At 38.2% G+C, this 17,131-nt stretch carries 18 protein-coding genes and 1 riboswitch; of the genes, 6 read left to right on the forward strand and 12 right to left on the reverse strand.

From position 1 onward, the window contains the following. Window positions 1-7: 7 nt before the first annotated feature. The 5 genes from OZX63_RS07530 to rbsK form a co-directional block, all read right to left on the reverse strand. On the reverse strand, window positions 8-679 hold the full coding sequence (locus OZX63_RS07530; protein WP_277142837.1) for an amino acid ABC transporter permease: 672 nt from the start codon (window positions 677-679) through the stop codon (window positions 8-10). After that, entirely contained in the window at window positions 660-1,319 is a 660-nt protein-coding gene (locus OZX63_RS07535) for an amino acid ABC transporter permease (RefSeq protein ID WP_277142839.1), read from the reverse strand. The genes OZX63_RS07530 and OZX63_RS07535 overlap by 20 nt, the downstream gene beginning before the upstream one ends. A gap of 379 nt (window positions 1,320-1,698) precedes the next feature. Then, the gene (locus OZX63_RS07540; protein ID WP_277142841.1) at window positions 1,699-2,586 is read right to left on the reverse strand and encodes a GRP family sugar transporter; all 888 of its coding nucleotides are present in this window, start codon (window positions 2,584-2,586) and stop codon (window positions 1,699-1,701) included. Between the two features lie 15 nt (window positions 2,587-2,601). Beyond that, window positions 2,602-2,997 (reverse strand): D-ribose pyranase, encoded by a 396-nt coding sequence (gene rbsD, locus OZX63_RS07545; RefSeq protein WP_277142843.1) that lies wholly within the window; start codon window positions 2,995-2,997, stop codon window positions 2,602-2,604. A 25-nt stretch (window positions 2,998-3,022) separates the two neighbouring features. Continuing rightward, a complete protein-coding gene (gene rbsK / locus OZX63_RS07550; protein ID WP_277142845.1) occupies window positions 3,023-3,937 on the reverse strand; it encodes a ribokinase in 915 nt (304 codons plus the stop codon). Window positions 3,938-4,128: 191 nt separating this feature from the next. Between rbsK and OZX63_RS07555 the strand changes: the two genes are divergently transcribed. Next, window positions 4,129-5,424, forward strand: a complete 1,296-nt coding sequence (locus OZX63_RS07555; protein WP_277142847.1) for an amino acid permease — start codon at window positions 4,129-4,131, stop codon at window positions 5,422-5,424. 147 nt (window positions 5,425-5,571) lie between these two features. Here the strand turns inward: OZX63_RS07555 and OZX63_RS07560 are convergent, their stop codons facing one another. Further along, entirely contained in the window at window positions 5,572-6,477 is a 906-nt protein-coding gene (locus tag OZX63_RS07560) for a LysR family transcriptional regulator (RefSeq protein ID WP_277142849.1), read from the reverse strand. Between the two features lie 113 nt (window positions 6,478-6,590). On the opposite strand from OZX63_RS07560, the gene OZX63_RS07565 reads away from it, so the two are divergent. Next, window positions 6,591-7,130 (forward strand): PAS domain-containing protein, encoded by a 540-nt coding sequence (locus OZX63_RS07565; protein ID WP_277142851.1) that lies wholly within the window; start codon window positions 6,591-6,593, stop codon window positions 7,128-7,130. Window positions 7,131-7,236: 106 nt separating this feature from the next. Here OZX63_RS07565 and OZX63_RS07570 read toward each other — a convergent pair whose 3' ends face one another. The 6 genes from OZX63_RS07570 to guaA form a co-directional block, all read right to left on the reverse strand. Next, a complete protein-coding gene (locus OZX63_RS07570) occupies window positions 7,237-8,277 on the reverse strand; it encodes a DUF4097 family beta strand repeat-containing protein (RefSeq protein ID WP_277142853.1) in 1,041 nt (346 codons plus the stop codon). Beyond that, on the reverse strand, window positions 8,274-8,927 hold the full coding sequence (locus OZX63_RS07575; protein ID WP_277142855.1) for a DUF1700 domain-containing protein: 654 nt from the start codon (window positions 8,925-8,927) through the stop codon (window positions 8,274-8,276). The genes OZX63_RS07570 and OZX63_RS07575 overlap by 4 nt, the downstream gene beginning before the upstream one ends. Next, the gene (locus tag OZX63_RS07580; protein ID WP_277131922.1) at window positions 8,911-9,234 is read right to left on the reverse strand and encodes a PadR family transcriptional regulator; all 324 of its coding nucleotides are present in this window, start codon (window positions 9,232-9,234) and stop codon (window positions 8,911-8,913) included. Before OZX63_RS07580 ends, OZX63_RS07575 begins: the two co-directional genes overlap by 17 nt. Before the next feature lie 125 nt (window positions 9,235-9,359). Continuing rightward, on the reverse strand, window positions 9,360-10,397 hold the full coding sequence (locus OZX63_RS07585) for a zinc-dependent alcohol dehydrogenase family protein (protein WP_277142857.1): 1,038 nt from the start codon (window positions 10,395-10,397) through the stop codon (window positions 9,360-9,362). 53 nt (window positions 10,398-10,450) lie between these two features. After that, window positions 10,451-10,846: a MerR family transcriptional regulator gene (locus tag OZX63_RS07590; RefSeq protein WP_277142859.1), complete on the reverse strand. Its 396-nt coding sequence runs from the start codon at window positions 10,844-10,846 to the stop codon at window positions 10,451-10,453. A gap of 130 nt (window positions 10,847-10,976) precedes the next feature. Then, complete coding sequence (gene guaA / locus OZX63_RS07595) at window positions 10,977-12,533, reverse strand: glutamine-hydrolyzing GMP synthase (protein WP_277142861.1); 1,557 nt, start codon at window positions 12,531-12,533, stop codon at window positions 10,977-10,979. A gap of 185 nt (window positions 12,534-12,718) precedes the next feature. Next, window positions 12,719-12,815, forward strand: a riboswitch (purine riboswitch). An 83-nt stretch (window positions 12,816-12,898) separates the two neighbouring features. On the opposite strand from guaA, the gene OZX63_RS07600 reads away from it, so the two are divergent. From OZX63_RS07600 to OZX63_RS07615, 4 genes are all read left to right on the forward strand, one after another. Next, on the forward strand, window positions 12,899-13,477 hold the full coding sequence (locus OZX63_RS07600) for a xanthine phosphoribosyltransferase (protein WP_277142863.1): 579 nt from the start codon (window positions 12,899-12,901) through the stop codon (window positions 13,475-13,477). Further along, window positions 13,477-14,763 carry a nucleobase:cation symporter-2 family protein gene (locus OZX63_RS07605; RefSeq protein WP_277142865.1) on the forward strand — a complete coding sequence of 429 codons (1,287 nt, stop codon included), beginning with the start codon at window positions 13,477-13,479 and terminating at the stop codon, window positions 14,761-14,763. Before OZX63_RS07600 ends, OZX63_RS07605 begins: the two co-directional genes overlap by 1 nt. Window positions 14,764-15,334: 571 nt before the next feature. After that, window positions 15,335-16,183, forward strand: coding sequence for a hypothetical protein (locus tag OZX63_RS07610; RefSeq protein WP_277142868.1), 849 nt, complete (start codon window positions 15,335-15,337; stop codon window positions 16,181-16,183). A gap of 221 nt (window positions 16,184-16,404) precedes the next feature. Beyond that, on the forward strand, window positions 16,405-16,509 hold the full coding sequence (locus OZX63_RS07615; protein ID WP_277142870.1) for a putative holin-like toxin: 105 nt from the start codon (window positions 16,405-16,407) through the stop codon (window positions 16,507-16,509). The last annotated feature ends 622 nt before the right edge of the window (window positions 16,510-17,131 follow it).

The raw sequence follows: 17,131 nt of genomic DNA on the forward strand, positions 1-17,131 counted from the left end.
GTTTCACCTACTTTTTAGCAGCCAATCGCTTGGCCCAAGCTGATAATGGATAGTCGATTACAAAATATAAAATAAAAATCAAGCCATAAATCCAAAAGACGCCATTGGGATACTGTTGGTTGTTGGCTTCGATAATTTGTTGGCCAACTGCAATCACGTCAATGATACTGATTGTCATCAACAGCGAAGTCGTCTTAATTACTCGCGTTGCCAAGTTAATGGTTGCTGGCAGTTCCAGTCGGAATGCCTGCGGCAACAAGACATAACGAAACAGTTGCACTCGACTTAAGCCCAGTGCTAAACCCGACTTCTTCTGCGCTAATGGCACGGACTCGATTGCCCCGCGCACAATATCACTAAATTCTGCGGCGACCCATAAGGCAAATGCCAATACTGCCATCCAACTAGCCGGCCAATTAATATGCAGCTGCCGCGGCAAAATATAGTAGGCTAGATACAGTAAGACAATTGTTGGTACAATCCGGAAAAATTCAAGGTAGAGTCGTAAAATAAAGCGCACAATTTTATTAGGTAATGTTCTTAAAACACCAAAAACCGTGCCTAGTATTAGCCCGAACACTAAGCTAACTGCTGCAATCCAAACAGAAGTCCATAACCCCTGCATTAGCCGTGCAAAGTTATCTCCAGCGAAAAAAACATTAATTGCCGAATGTGCCATAACGAACCCTCCTTTCCAAATAATTGAGCAGTAAAATAACCGGAATCAAAATAATTGCGTAAGCAATAACTAACACTAACAAGTATTCGTTAGAGCGGTAATACATTCCAATCAGGTCTAATGCCGTGTTGGTCAATTCTGGAATAGCAATTACCGAGAAGATTGAGGTTTCTTTAATTAAAAAGATAATGTTCGCGGTCAATGCCGGCATGCTGAGGGCAAACCCTTGGGGAAAAACCACATAGCGTGCTAACTGCAACTTATTCATCCCCAGAGCCTTACCGTTATCAATCTGATTAACACTTACACCAGTAAATCCACCGGTAAATCCCTCTGCCATATAAGCACCGCCCAAAAAGATTAGTCCAATAATGCCACACGTTTCAGCCGACATTTTTAAACCCAAAACGGGAAATGCATAATATAAGAAAAACAACTGGATTAATAGCGGTGTATTGCGTGCCAATTCCACATAAGCTGTAATAATTTGGCCTAGCACCGGCACCTTAAAATATTGCACCAAACTGCTAATTATACCGACAATAATCGAGCCCACAATTCCGACTAGCGACAGCCAAAGAGTTAACACAAATGCTTTGCCAAAAATCGGTAAACTCTGCGTTATAATCTGCCAGCTCATTTCTTACCCCCACTTCCTAACAAAAAAACCTGTCAATTACGCAAATTAACAGGTCTTTATCAAAAAACTGCGAATACATTTAAATTCGCAGTCTTCCAACTATTAACTATCATTAAAGCGAAATTAACTGCAAAAACAGACTGTGGCCATTGATTTTAAGTAAACATTCAGTGAGACAGTTTTGTGCTTTTTGCATGGTGTTAATTCCTTTCTTACTTATTATCTGTAAGTATCTTATATGCTAACCTTGTACTTACTTTTTGTCAATTATTTAGTCTTGCCAAAATACGCGTGGTTGCGTTAGAACACAAAAAAACACAACTCTCTAGGAATTGTGGTTTTCATTTTATTAAATATGAATTTATTCTGGTTTATTTAATTAGATAAATTCTGTTACGGCTGCAGCAACCAAAATAATGATTAGCCCAGCGATCGTCACGGCCATCTCTTTTTTGGTCTTTTTCTGACCTAAGAACCAGATGCCAGTTAAGGTCGCCAAAATAACCGAAGTCTGTGACAAGACAAAGCCTGTTGCTAGACCGTTCATATTCGGCTGTGCTGAAATCAAGTAGGTTAAAGCAGCAAAGGCAAAGAAGAAACCAGCAAAAATCTGCTTGTAGGAAACAACCTCCGTGAATGGATTCTCCTCTTTGTGTTTAATAGCAACATAGATGCCATACACAATCCCCGTCAGCAGCATTCCGATTGCTTGCGGCAAAAAGGCGTGTTGACCATCAATATGGGCTGCCTGTGGTGCAGCCGAGTAGGCCCAATAACCAATCTCGCCAAACAATAACCAAATGGTAGCCTTTTTAAGCAAGCTTGCTTTCTGCGCCGTTTTCTTTTCTGACCAGACTGTCATGTAGGCGCCAAGAATAATCGCTGCTAGAGCAATTGTTCCAACTATCTTGGCAGGGATGCCTGGCCAATTGCCCAAGGCAATCACACCCCATAACGAGGCACCTAATAATTGGAAAGCCGTTGTAATTGGCATCGCCCGCGACGAGCCGACCAAACCAAAGGACATAAAGGTAACAATCTGTGCACTTGCCCAGCCAATTCCAGAAATAATTGACAATAACAGTACCGTCCCAGTAGGCAAAGCATAGCCGCCCACAAGTGCATAAACCAAGCCAAAGATAAAGGTGCCTAATGTGGTACCTAAAATTTGGTTGGCAGGTTTACCACCTATTTTGGACGCGATTGTCGGAAATAATCCCCAGCCCAAGAGTGGACCAAGACCAACTAATAATGCGGTTGTATTCACTTTTTTCTCCTAGCTTTAAAAAACAACGTTACTTTCGAGTAAAATATTCGCAAATGGCGTCATTTCACCAGTTCTGACAAAAGCCTTACAATCCTTCAAGCTTTCTTTTAATTCTTCATGCGTAATAAATTCAATCGGTGTATCTGGCAAGCGTTTCTTGATTTGTGCCAGCATCTCTGGATTTTCGGTTTTAATTTCACTAGCTAAAAAAATCCGTTGAATGCCCAATTCTTCAAGGACATTGTTGAGCACATCCATAAAGCTAGGGATGCCATTAGTCACGGCCAAGTCAATCTTTTCCGTGTCCTTAGGAACTGGCGTGCCGGCATCACCAATTGCCAGCTTGTCAAAATGTCCCATTGTCGCAATTACTCGCGATAAATCTGAATTAATTACTTTTGTCTTTTTCATCTTAAACTACTTTCTACTATTAGAATTACTTAACTTGGTCAATTTCCTTCTTGTACGGAATTGATGGCTGGGCACCATAACGTTGAACCGTTAATGATGAAGCCTTGTTAGCGAAAACAATCGCCTCACGCAAGTTAGAAAAATCCGGTTTTAATAAGCTGGACATGGCACCGATAAAGGTATCGCCGGCAGCGGTTGTATCAACAGCCTTAACTTTAAAGGCTGGAACCAACTCGCTCTGGCCGTTAAAGTCATAAAAGGCGCCTTTAGAACCAATCGTAATGATTACCGCATCAACACCAAGCTCATGTAATTTATTAGCAGCTTGCCGAGCACTAGCCTCATCAACAACTTGAACGCCAGTAATCGTTGCCGCTTCAGTTTCATTTGGTGCAATCATATCGGTCAATTGAAGTAATTCTGCCGGAATTTTAGCCATTGCTGGTGCTGGATTTAAAATTGTTTTAACACCGTGAGCATGAGCAATTTCAAAGCCCTTAATTGTTGCCGCAATCGGCGTTTCAAACTGGGCAATGACAAAATCACTATCCGTAATCAGCGCACTCTTTTGCGCAATTGCATCAGCGTCAAACGCGTAATTGGCACCAGCATATATCGTAATCGAGTTTTGCCCTTCGTCATCAACTGAAATAAAGGCTTGGCCCGTTGACTCGTCCTTAATTGTTGCAATTCCAGAAACATCAATCCCCTCTTGCTTGAGCAAGTTCAGCATTTCTGTTCCTGGCGCATCACTACCAACAGCACCAATAAAGCTAGTCGTGCAGCCAGACCGTGCTGCTGCAACTGCCTGGTTAGCACCCTTGCCACCAGCTGCTGAATAGTGTTCCTTAGCATGGATTGTTTCCCCCGGCTTAACCATCCGCTCAACACGCAGGTTGGTATCAAGGTTAATACTGCCGATAACAGTAACTTTATTCATCTTGTTCTCCTTTTAACAAATTGCCAAAGCATTTTAACTAATTTGCTTCTATCAAAATAATATCATACTTGTAATTGCTTTCAAATGTGCTAGAGAAAATTATTACAAACGTTCACGAACCGCAATCTTAGTTTTTTAATGCTGTTTACCATATAATGTTGAAGTTACTTTAAATTAGTAAGGACGTAATTATGAAAAGACAACTCACATTATTCGCCGCTCTGGCAACTGTCATGGGCACCATGATTGGTGGCGGCGCCTTTTTCAAAATCGCCAGCGTTTCGGCATTAACTCACAATGCTTGGTTGAGTATCCTTGTTTGGCCTCTAGCCGGATTTATTACCCTAATGGCTGGGCTCAGCGTGGCCGAACTTGCCGCGATTTTCCCAGAAGACGGCGGCCCAGTCAAATACTTGCAAGAAATTTATGGCTCAAAAATTGCCTTCCTTTTTGGCTGGTCGCTGATCATCGTCTATTATCCGGCCAACATCGCTGCCCTTTCAATTGTGTTTGCGACACAATTAAAGCAAATTCCGAATTTTAGCAGTTATTCTACTACTGGCGTGGCTCTGATCGGCATGTTAGTTATCCTGCTAGTCAATTGGCTGGGTTCCAAACTAAGCAGCGAGGTCCAGAAACTGGCGCTAATAATTAAGCTGTTACCAATTGCCGCAATTATCATCTTTGCGATCTTTAACAGCAGCACCAATCAATTAACTGGCGCCCCATTGCCGCATTTGAACTCTGCTAATGGTGCGGCCTTTGGTCAAGCACTGCTAGCCGTGCTTTTTGCTTATGACGGTTGGTTAAGTATCGGCAATCTAGCCGGTGAAATTAAAAATCCGGCCAAAACCCTGTCCCGTGCTATTACTTGGGGCGTGTTCGGCGTTACCATCATTTACACATTGCTTAACTGGAGTTACACCAGAATGATTCCGTGGTCTACCATCGTGGGTAATCAGGGAACGGCCTTGCTAACTGCACAGCGACTGTTTGGCAACTTGGGCGGTTTAATTATCAGTATTGGCATTTTGGTATCAGTCTTTGGGGCCATCAACGGTCACCTCATGGTTGGTTCCAGAATGCCGTATACCTTAGGCAAGCAACAAAAATTGCCAGCTGCCAATTTTTTTGCCAAATTAAATCGTAAAACAGTTGTGCCCACCAACAGTATGCTCTTTGAATGTGCAATTGCTGCCGTCATGATTTTTTCGGGAACTTTTGACAGCTTAACCGACATGCTGGTCTATGTTTCGTGGATTTTTTCCATCTTACTCTTTGTCGGTGTCTTTATCTTGCGCAAGCGAAAATCTGAATTAATCAGGCCATATAAAGTACCACTATTTCCGTGGCCACCAATCCTCGCTATTATCGGTGCCTTGTTCATCGTAATTAACACAACATTAACGCAGCCATTCTTAGCTCTTATCGGCATCTTGCTAACTCTATCTGGCTGGCCAGTGTACATTTGGACACAAAAGAAGTAAATGCTTGTTGCGCCGCAGTACTCATTAAGACAAATCAAAAAGGCTAAAAACGTGAAGTTTTTAGCCTTTTTTTGCTATTTAATAAGTTGTTGGTCTCAATTGTCAAACAGAACTCCTGCTAACACTTATTTTGTGTGCTTTTTCAATTCATAAGTTATTCTGCAAATTTTGAGATTCTAGCTTTTGAACAAATTTAATAAAACTATGAACAATTCTTTTACGATTATTGGTTAACTTCAAAAGTAGCAAATCTACTGTCGCATCCCACTTCAATGGAACGTATGTTAACGAAGAAGGCAAATCGGCATAAATGCAATACAAGCCTAGTGTAATTCCCTGACCACTTCTAAGCAAAATGTTTAATGAAGACAGATTATCAGCATAAGTAACATCAATTTGCTTATTATTGTGAATAACCTCATTTTGCAAGTTAATCAAATCTACGGCTGCCCAATTATTATCCAAAAAAAGCATCTTTTCACCATTAAAATCATCCAATTTTAAAGAAGAACATTTACTTAACGGATTAGTCCTGGAAACAATTGCCTTAAAATGTTCCGTTTCAAGTAGATAGCTATTTATGCCTTGTAAGTCCTCAGCTTCTTTTCCTGTAGTGATCATTACATCCAAATCGTTGGCTAGCAAGTGTTGTTTTAATTCATTTCTACTCAAATTTTCGATTAAAAATTCAACTTGCGGATGCAATTCTTGAAATTGCTTTATCCAAATTGGAATATGCAAATCATTAAAAAGAGAATAAGAATATCCTAGAGCTATTTGGTAGTTTTCTTGCAAATTGTTTTTTTGCATGTCCTGTACAACTGAATAATAGCTGTTAATTAATGGCTTTATTTTTTGATAAAATACCCAGCCATTTTTGGTTACATTAACATAGCGTTTATTACGGTTAAATAACTTAACACCAAGTTCATCTTCTATTGCATTAATATCATGAGTAACCGTTGGCTGCGTTACATGCATCGCCCTTGCAGTTCTAGTATAATTACGCGTTTCAACTAAATTAATAAATGTGACTAATCTTTTTATATCCATGATTTTTCATAAATAATTCTTATTATTAATAACTGATATTAATTTCACTTATAAGTATAAACAAAATATACTTTTAATGTAAATAGTAATTAAAAATATTAAGGAGGATTATTATGGTTAACCATACAGAAGAAGCAACTAGCACATGGATTACTGAAACATCTAAAAAAGTAAATGCTGCTAAAGGAACAGATTATGTAGAATTAGATCAAGGACTAATGACCGTCGACCAAATCGATGCAATGCTTAACTGTTTACCACTTGAATTTGTAACAGTTGATAAGGACGACCGCTACATTTATTGTAATAATGAAATTCCTAAAAACCTATTGCTTTCACCACGTTGGCCTGAAAGACTGGGACAAACTTTAACAGAAATACATAAAGACACATCAATGCCTAGTGTGCAAAAAATAATGGATTATGCCAAAACTGGTAAAACTTACCGACTAATTATGGCCAGTGAAAAACAATACATGGTTGCTTCCTTTAAAAATATGCAAGATAAAAATAATGAATATGCAGGAGTAACTGAATGGATTATCGACTTATTACCAGTTATTAAGCGCTATTTAAAACAAACAGGACAAAAACTAGTTCCAGATGAAAATAATCAAACTGCTGATGTTGTTTCAGGAGCTTCTAAAAAATAAAAAGTTAACAAAAAGGAAGACATTTCAAACTGTCTTCCTTTTATTATTGCTAAACATGGTCAGTAATCGTTAGTCGTAATATTACTTTTGCACAACAAATATACAATTATTTAATAACAATATCATCATCACTGGCCTCAGCTTTAATTGTTCCCACTGAGTTAGCCACTTTCTTATTAAACTTAGTATAGTTAGCCGAGCTGCGATGAACCTTCTTGCCACGGAATTTAATTCGTCCTTCACCGGTTGTCAATAAATCATAGTTAATATTTGCTGGATTATGTTTCATTATTAATGAGCTCTGCTTGAGACCAAAAGTATTTTTACCAGTAAATTTATTGCGTGACATATTTAGGTCTACCTGATCTAAAGAAAATTTCATTGTGTCAACAATACTCTTATTTATTAGGACTTCGCCATCGCTATCAGAAATCTTACCATGGTGAAATTCTGATGAATAAGCTTCAAAGTCACCACCAACTAAATATGCCACCAACTGCTTTTTAACAACTAATTTATTCATTTCCAATATACAATTATCCAAATCAAATTTGCTATTATTAAAAGTACAATTATCAATATCAATATCAGACATATGATTACTAATTTGTGCTCGCTCTACCTGTAAATTATGCAGTTGTAAATCATCTTGTTCATTGTAATCAGCAATACCAGTTATCAGTTTTTGTAATTTTAAATCTGATACTTTTAAACTTCCTTGCGTATTATTATCTTCAATCTTAGTTAAGGCAGCTTTAGTTGGTACCGTAATTTCAACTTCTGGGCGTTGTTTATAAAACTTCCAATCAATCGTAATTGGATAGTTTTGGTGACGTTGATCGATTACTATTTTATCCTTTACTTTGTTAACAACAAGTAAATGTTCTTTAGTATCATTAACCTTGATCTGATACTTATTGCCGCGATGGATCCGATAATCGACTTCACCAGTATTTAGTTCAACCTGACTAAATTTCTTATAAGATAAAGTCCGTTCATGTGAAAAGGTCTTGGCATCAAGCACTTGAAAGTTGGTTAAATCTGTCCCAACGACTGGCTGCATCCCATCATTAACATAACCTACAATTATTAAAATCAAGCCAATTATTAAAGTTACAGCTCCTATTTTATAAAATCGTTTCATCATTTGGCCTCCTTATCCGTCTTAGTCTTGTAATAGCGTTTTTTAAAGATTTTTCTACCCAAAAAGCGTGCAAATTGTGCACATTTAGCAGCTAAAAAGCGCAAAGTTTGGATAATTGCTGGGACAATAAACAGGCAAATGCTGAGAACAATCAGGCCTGCTCCTAAATAAAAGAAACCTGGAGCCCAAGAACTCGCAACCAGCAAATTCAAACCAATGACAATTCCTACCACACCAGCAACTAAAAGGCCTAGAGCTAAACCAATAAAACCAACCAAAATTCCTAGAAAAGCACAGAACAAGCCAAGAAAAATTGCGGTTAAGGTAATCCCGATGATTATTCCCGTTGGAATGGCACAAATACCAACAAAAATGCGCCAAATTGTGTGCAAACTTTGCGAAGAAGATGCAGTATCTTCTGCTCTATCAGTTGCCTCAGTTTCAGGCTGATCATTGATAACGTAATCAGCCACAATCTTACGTGCCAACTGTTGCGGAGTACCTAATTCTTTTTCAATTGCAGCACGATTTTGAAAATCACCATCTAGCAAGAATTCACGGTAAAATTCCAACACATCATTGCGATCTCCAAGAGGCAAGGATGACAAATTTTCTTCTACTTCCAAAATGTAGTCATTAATTATTTGTTCCATTTTTCTCTCCCAATATTTGATTAACCTTTGTGCTAAAGTTTAGCCATTCTTTTTGCACAGCTGCTAATAAGGTCAAACCAGTTTCCGTCAACTGATAGTAGCGCCGATTACGGCCCTGATATGGCTGATCATAAGTTGTTAGATAGCCGTTTTTCTTCAATCGTCTTAAAACAGGATAGATTGTTGATTCAGAAATATCGAAAGTTCCTTGAACCTTCTGTGTCAATGCATATCCATATAAATCTTCATCTTTTAAAAAAGAAAGAACAGCACCATCAAGTAATCGTGTTGGTATTTGAATTGCCATATTGTTTCTCCTCTCTATATTATATTTCATATAATATTATGGCAAACTAAAAAAGTCAACAAATATTTAAATAAGTTGACTTTTTCCTTGATAAAATTATTCAGATTATAATAAAGAAATATCAGTTAATCAAAGACAATCAATGACTTAATGGCTTCGCGTTTATCCATCGCTTCATAAGCAGATTGGATTTCAGTTAACTTAAATTCTTTGGTAAATACTTTTCCAGGGTTAATTTGATCATCCAAAACTGCCTGTAATAAAACATTACGGTCGTGTGTCGTCACTGAAGCTGTTCCTCCACGAACACCGATATTTTTCCAAAATAAGTTCGACATATTAATCTCTGCTTTTTGGGGTACACCAACTCGGCCGACAATTCCGCCAGCACGTAATAATGAAGCTGCCGTTGCCATCGCTTGCTCCGTGCCAACACATTCCAAAGCTGCATCAACACCAGCATTTTGCGTTAACTGCATAACGTGCTGAACGCCTTCATCACCACGTTCTGGAACAATATCAGTTGCGCCAAATTCAAGAGCTAGCTTTTGGCGGTCTTCATGACGGCTCATAGCAATAATTCTTTTAGCTCCGAGTAATTTAGCAGAGATTACTCCGCATAACCCCACGGCACCATCACCAACAACTGCAACTGTATCACCCTTTTTAACCTCAGCGCTAAAGGCTGCGTGATAACCCGTTGCCATCACATCAGCCAAAGTTTGCAGAGAAGCGAGTTTTTGGTCAGAATAATCGCTTGGCTTACCTGGAACCTTAACTAATCCCCAGTCAGCATTATAATAACGCAAATATTCTCCTTGATAACCGCCATTAGGACCGGCTTCTTGATTGAGGCAATTTCCTTCAAAACCAGCAAGACAATTAGTACAATACCCGCAGCCATGAGTAAATGGCACAATGACAAAATCGCCCACTTTGATATTTTTAACGCCACTGCCAACTTCTTCAACGACCCCAATTGCCTCGTGGCCAATTGTTGAGCCGCTCTTTCTTTGCGACAATCCCCGATACCACCACAAGTCAGAACCGCACACGCTGGCACGAACCACTCTAATAATTGCGTCTCCTTCATGTTCAATCTTGGGTTTAGGAAACTCCCTAACTTCTACTTGACCTGGTTTAACAAAAACTGCTGCTTTCATTCGTTTGTTCTCCTTATTTTTATCCGTTACTTGTTATGCCAATTGGCAAAAGTTTAGCTGTCGTTTTCCCTTGTGATTTGTCCTAAATCATGTTCGGCTTGCAATAAATTAGTTTGATAATTGGCTATCTTCTGGTCTAAGTGATCACGAGCACTTGTTAATTCCGTAATCTTATCATTGAGCGTTTCACGTTGCTGTTTCAATAACTCTACTCTTTTAGGAATTGTTACATCACCTTGAGAAAATAAGTCTACGTACTCCTTTAGCACCTTGATTGGCAGTCCCGCATGACGCATACAATAGATAAAGTTCAGCCACTTCACATCTTTTTGATCAAAATCGCGCATCCCACTCACTCGCTTAACTGGTGGAATCAGTTTTTCCTTTTCGTAATAACGAATTGTGTCTGGCGACAAGTTACAAAGCTCGCTTACCTGTTTAATATTCATTTTGTACCTCTTTAAATAAGTCTAAACCTTGGAGTTAACTCTAACGCAACTAAATTTTATTACTTAAAGCCAAAAAACACGACTTCGATAAAATACCGAAATCGTGTTTTTGTAGTTATATATTATTATTTTATTCCCATTCAATTGTTGAAGGTGGCTTACTCGTGACATCATAGACGACGCGGTTAATGTTCGGCACCTCATCAACAATGCGCGTGGAAATTTTTTGCAAAACATCCCACGGCAAACGGGCAAAATCCGCGGTCATGCCATCAATCGAGGTTACAGCACGAATGCCAATCGTATAGTCATAAGTCCGACCGTCGCCCATCACGCCAACTGACCTAATGCCGGGCAAAACAGTAAAGTACTGCCAAACCTTTTCTTGCAAGCCAGCCTTTTTAATTTCATCGCGCAAAATGGCATCACTCTCGCGCACCAGGGCCAACTTATCCTCGGTTACTTCACCTAAAACGCGAATTCCAAGTCCTGGACCCGGGAATGGTTGCCGCCAAACCAAATCGTGCGGGATTCCTAACTTTTCACCTAATTCACGCACTTCATCCTTAAATAATTTGCGTAAAGGTTCAATCAGCTTAAAATGCATATCTTCCGGCAAGCCGCCAACATTATGGTGTGACTTTATTGTTTGTGCAGTGTTAGTTCCACTCTCAATCACATCAGTATAGAGTGTGCCTTGAGCTAAAAAGTCAGCATCAGGAATTTTTTGTGCTTCTTCATTGAAAACCTCGATGAACTCTTTGCCGATTATCTTGCGCTTTTGTTCTGGGTCAGTAACACCCCGCAATTTATTCAAAAAGCGGTCTTTGGCATTAACGCGAACGATGTTCACACCTAAATCACGGCTAAGAGCTGCCATGACTTCATCGCCTTCGTTCTTCCGGAGCATGCCATGATCAACAAAAATTGCTGTCATTTGGTCACCGATTGCCTTGTGCAATAAGGTTGCCGTCACGCTGGAGTCGACACCACCAGACAAGCCCAAAATCACCTTTTTATCGCCAACTTCTGCACGAATATCGGCAATCTTCATCTCGATAAAGTCAGTCATTGACCAATCGGCCTTGGCCTTGCAAACTTTAAAGGCAAAATTTTTCAAAATGTCCAAGCCATACTGGGTGTTGCGCACCTCAGCGTGAAATTGGATACCGTAGAATTTAGCCGAATTGTTCGCAATTGCAGAAATTGGGCAATTTTTACTAGAAGCAACTGTCGTAAAGCCATCGGGTGCCTTAGTTACCAAGTCGCCATGACTCATCCAAACATATTCATCCTTTGGCAGACCACTAAACAAGACAGAATCAGGAGCTTCAACCTTAATATCGGCGCGCCCATATTCTGAATTATCGGCCGGCTCCACCTTGCCGCCCAAGTAATACGACATCAGCTGCATCCCGTAGCAAATGCCCAAAATAGGAATCCCTAATTTAAAAATGTCAGGGTCAACTTTCAGCGCCTCTTCAGCATAAATACTATTCGGCCCACCAGAAAAGATAATGCCCTTAGGAGCAATCTTTTTGATTTCTGCCATACTAATATCGTGTGGCAATAATTCCGAATAAATACCAAAATCACGCAATCGCCGCGTAATTAATTGATTATATTGACTACCAAAATCTAAAACAATAATTTCATCAAAATCACTGATATTTTTGTTCACGGCCATCCCCCAATCCTTTGTAAAACTATACTTTAAATTAACTAAACCATACTAGGATTTATGTTTACGGTCAACTATTTTCTTCACAAATTATTTTTAAATGCGAATTATATCCTATATATGTCAAAAATAATTCGTTTTTAAAAATAAATTTTATTCTTGCATGCGCTGCTCATCTCTGTTAGAATTCATTCAACACACAAATATTAATCTGTATATTGTCGTAATCAGGTCGACAGTTTCTACTCAGAACCGAAATTCTGAACTATGGATTAAGCAGCATCTTTTAGTGGTCGTACTGACTACTTTTAAGGGCTTCTTTTACCATAGTTTTGGTAGAAGAGGCCCTTATTTTTTTCAAGGAGGAAAACGTGAAGTTACTAGAAGACCGCATTAGACGTGACGGTGAAGTTTTACCCGGAAATGTCCTGAAAATCAACTCGTTTTTGAATCATCAAGTTGATCCTGAATTGATGATTGCCTGCGGACAAGAATTTGCCCGGCGCTTTCAAGATAGTGGCATTACCAAGGTCTTGACTTGTGAGGCTTCCGGCATTGCCCCGGGGATTATGGCTGCTTTTGAATTGCGCGTGCCGATGGTATTTGCCCGCAAGAAGAAGCCATCGACACTCAACGATGCGGTTTACTGGGCCGATGTCTTTTCTTACACCAAAAAGGTCACTAACAAAATCTGTGTTGAGCAAAAGTTCCTGAGTGAAGACGACACGCTGCTAATTATCGATGACTTTTTAGCTCATGGCGAGGCTGTTAAAGGCATGATTAATATTGCCGAGCAAGCTCATGCAAAGATTGCCGGCGTTGGTGTGGTCGTTGCCAAAACCTTTCAGGGTGGTAGCGATTGGATTCAAGACCACAATTACCGCTTGGAAACTTTAGCCAATATTACGAGCTTAAAAGACGAAAAAGTACATTTTGCAGGTGAAGAATAATGGCGCAAAAAGAAGTCAGCCAACAAAAAGCTGCTATCTTAGGCTTACAACACTTACTTGCAATGTATTCCGGCGCTGTCGCCGTGCCGTTATTAATCGGTAGTGCATTAAAATTCTCTGCTAGCCAAATGACTTATCTAGTTTCGATCGATATTTTCATGTGCGGCTTGGCAACTTTGCTTCAATTATTACGTAACAAGTACTTTGGCATCGGCTTTCCCGTCATTTTGGGTTGTGCCATTCAGGCCGTAGCTCCTTTGCAGATGATTGGGCAGAAGTTTTCAATTAATGACATGTACGGCGCCATTATTGTGGCTGGTATTTTCGTGATTTTGATTTCTAGCATTTTCGCTAAAATCAAGAAGTTCTTTCCTCCAGTTGTCACTGGTACGTTAATCACAACAATCGGCTTAACCTTAATTCCGGTTGCTGTGCAAAATATGGGCGGCGGCAATAGTAGTTCAAAAGACTTCGGCAATTGGCAAAATCTACTGCTGGGCTTTGGCACCATGTTCATTATCTTAGCGTTTGAAATCTGGGCAAAAGGCTTCTTGCATTCGATTTCTGTCTTAATTGGACTAATTATCGGCACGATCATTGCCGCTTGCATGGGCCTCGTATCTTTTACGCCAGTATTGCAGGCTTCATGGTTCCACTTACCACAATTATTTTACTTCGGCGTACCTCACTTTGAGTGGTCTTCCAGCATGACGATGATTATTATCGCATTAGTTTCAATGGTTGAATCCACGGGCGTGTTCTTTGCGACTGGCGACCTAATTCACCACAACGTTACTGAGGACGACTTGAAAAAGGGCTACCGTGCAGAAGGCTTAGCACAAATTTGCGGGGGACTGTTCAATGCATTTCCTTACACGACTTTCTCGCAAAACGTCGGCTTACTGCAATTATCTGGGATTAAAACCAAGCGCCCAATCTATTGGGCAGCAGGACTCTTAATGGCAATGGGTTTGCTACCAAAAATCGGCGCGTTAGTAACCATTATCCCTACCCCCGTTTTAGGTGGAGCCATGCTTGTCATGTTTACCATGATTGCCGTACAAGGAATTAAAACCCTAATCAAAGTTGACCTCAGCGACAACAATAATGTATTAATTATTGCAATTTCAATTGGCTTAGGCCTTGGTGTCACAATCTATCCACAAATTTTTCAAAATTTACCCCAAACAATTCAACTCTTTCTTTCAAATGGGATTGTGATTACCAGCTTATCGGCAACTATTCTAAACTTATTACTTAAAGGAGGCGGTGCTAGTAAACAATAATTTTTTATAATGTAGGTAAGTTTTCTTGCCCTTGGAAATACTTACTTGCGCCTAAAAAGGAGCTACTTCTAATTGAAGTAGCTCCTTTTATTATGTTATTCAAAATTGGCTGGTTGGTCTTAGTTAATCACAATAGTGACAAAAATTCCGCACCTTGTGGAGTAGCTAAAAATATTGCAAACAATATAAATATAATTCCACAAACTAATAATAAGCATTTAATCTTTTTCGACAACTTCTTTGATAAACTCAAAATAATAAAAATTAAACCTATCAAACAAGAAATTATCATTATCCAAAAACCCATAAATATTTTCTCCTAATCGATTTCTCTTATATATCCCTTACTAAGCATTAATATTTGATCGTGCTGCATAGCAATTTCTTTATCATGCGTGACTGTTAAAATAGTTTTTTTATTCTTTAATCTTGTTATAGCAAATCTTTTTCAATCATTGTTCAATGGTTCATATTTTCACATTCAAACATAAAATTTTTATTTTTCAAAAAACGATTAATAGTTTAAAATTTATTTATAAATCGCTTACATAAAATTAGAAAGAGGCTATCAATGGAAATTAATGAATTACTAAAAAAGTATCGCCTTATCCAACATAAGTCCCAACAAAGTTGGGTTGGCAATATCGTCAGCCGCTCGTTTTATACCAAAGTAGAACAAGGAAAAAGTCACTTATCAGCAAATGATTTACTTGACCTACTTCACTACAATCACATCCCAACCGTTGATTTTTTTACCAAACTAAATGAAGTTGATCGCTCTCAGTACCATCAGAAAACTCAACTAAAAACTTTAATTACTAATGCCTATTATCAAAATTCAAAATCAAAATTAGAACAGATCAAAGAAAAAATAATTAGTAGTAATTATCCTAATCAAGAGGAGCAAATCGCCTTGATTAATGCCTATATTGCATTAGTAAATAACGATTTTGATAGCTTAGATGAAAAAAGTCGTAGCTATCTGAAAGAAAAGTTTTTAAACACAAAATTTCTGAGTAAGGACTACTTAACTATTTACCGCAACCTAATCCCCCTATTTGAACTTGATCAAAATATTGCTATTGTCAAAAAAATTCTTAACAAATTTTTGAATATTAATGAAATTGATATTCAAGCTTCATTAATAGTAATTTTAGTTAACATTACTTTTCTATGTGTCGAAAGCCAAAATTATCAAGACGCTGCCTATTTCATCGCATGTGCTGATAAAATTAATACTAGACCCGATAACTTTTTCTATAAAATAGGAATTTTGCTGTCTAAAAACATCCTTGCATATCATAAAAAACCAGAAGAATCTTATCTAGAAAACTGTCAGGAAATTATTAAAATAACCAAGTTAAACGGCATGGACGCATACAGCCATGAACTTGAAGTTTACTTGCAAAACAATATTTAGCATATAAAAAGAGAGAACTATTTAGATTATTAAATAGTTCTCTCTTTTATAGTAATAGAAATTAATGCCAAAATGTTACCAGCTATTAAAATTTATGTTTGCTTTTGTTATAATACTATTACAGAAAAGCTAAGGCGGTAGTTATTTGCTTTCAAAGGAAGTGGTGCTTATGGTGATTAAACACCTGCACTTCAAAATTCTGATGAAAGGAGGTAACCTCGGTGTCTACTTCAGACGCTATTCAATTAATGCTTTCTTTTGGCACTTTCGTTGTTGCCTTGATTGCATTAATTGTAGAACTGATTAAAAATCAGTCAAAAAAATAAAATCGCCTTAGCTCTAGTGAAGTTAGCGATTTTATTTGTAAATCTATAAGTTTGCTACCGTCTTACGCGGTTTCTGTAAGGAGTTCTATTACTAGTAGAACTCCTTTTCTTTTTTTATTATAACACATTAATTGTACTTAATTGTCTTCCAACTACACTAATTTATATTGGCAAATAGCATTTTTATTGTTGCCTTGATTGCATTAATTGTTGAACTGATTAAAAATCAGTCAAAAAAATAAATCGCCTTAGCTCTAGTACAGCTAGCGATTTATAATCTTTATAATTAAACTAACAAACTACCGCCTGATGCGGTTTCTGTAAGGAGTTCTATTACCAGTAGAACTCCTTTTCTTTTTTTATTATAACACATTAATTGTACTTAATTGTCTTTCAACTACACTAATTTATATTGGCAAATAGCACTTTCATTATTGCCTTGATTGCATTAATTGTTGAACTAATTAAAAATCAGTCAAAAAAATAAATCGCCTTGGCTCTAGTACAGCTAGCGATTTATAATCTTTATAATTAAACTAACAAACTACCGCCTGATGCGGTTTCTGTAAGGAGTTCTATTACCAGTAGAACTCCTTTTCTTTTTTTATTATAACACATTAAT

The sequence above is a fragment of the Lactobacillus sp. ESL0700 genome, from assembly GCF_029392095.1.
In the GTDB taxonomy this organism is placed as follows: Bacteria; Bacillota; Bacilli; order Lactobacillales; family Lactobacillaceae; genus Lactobacillus.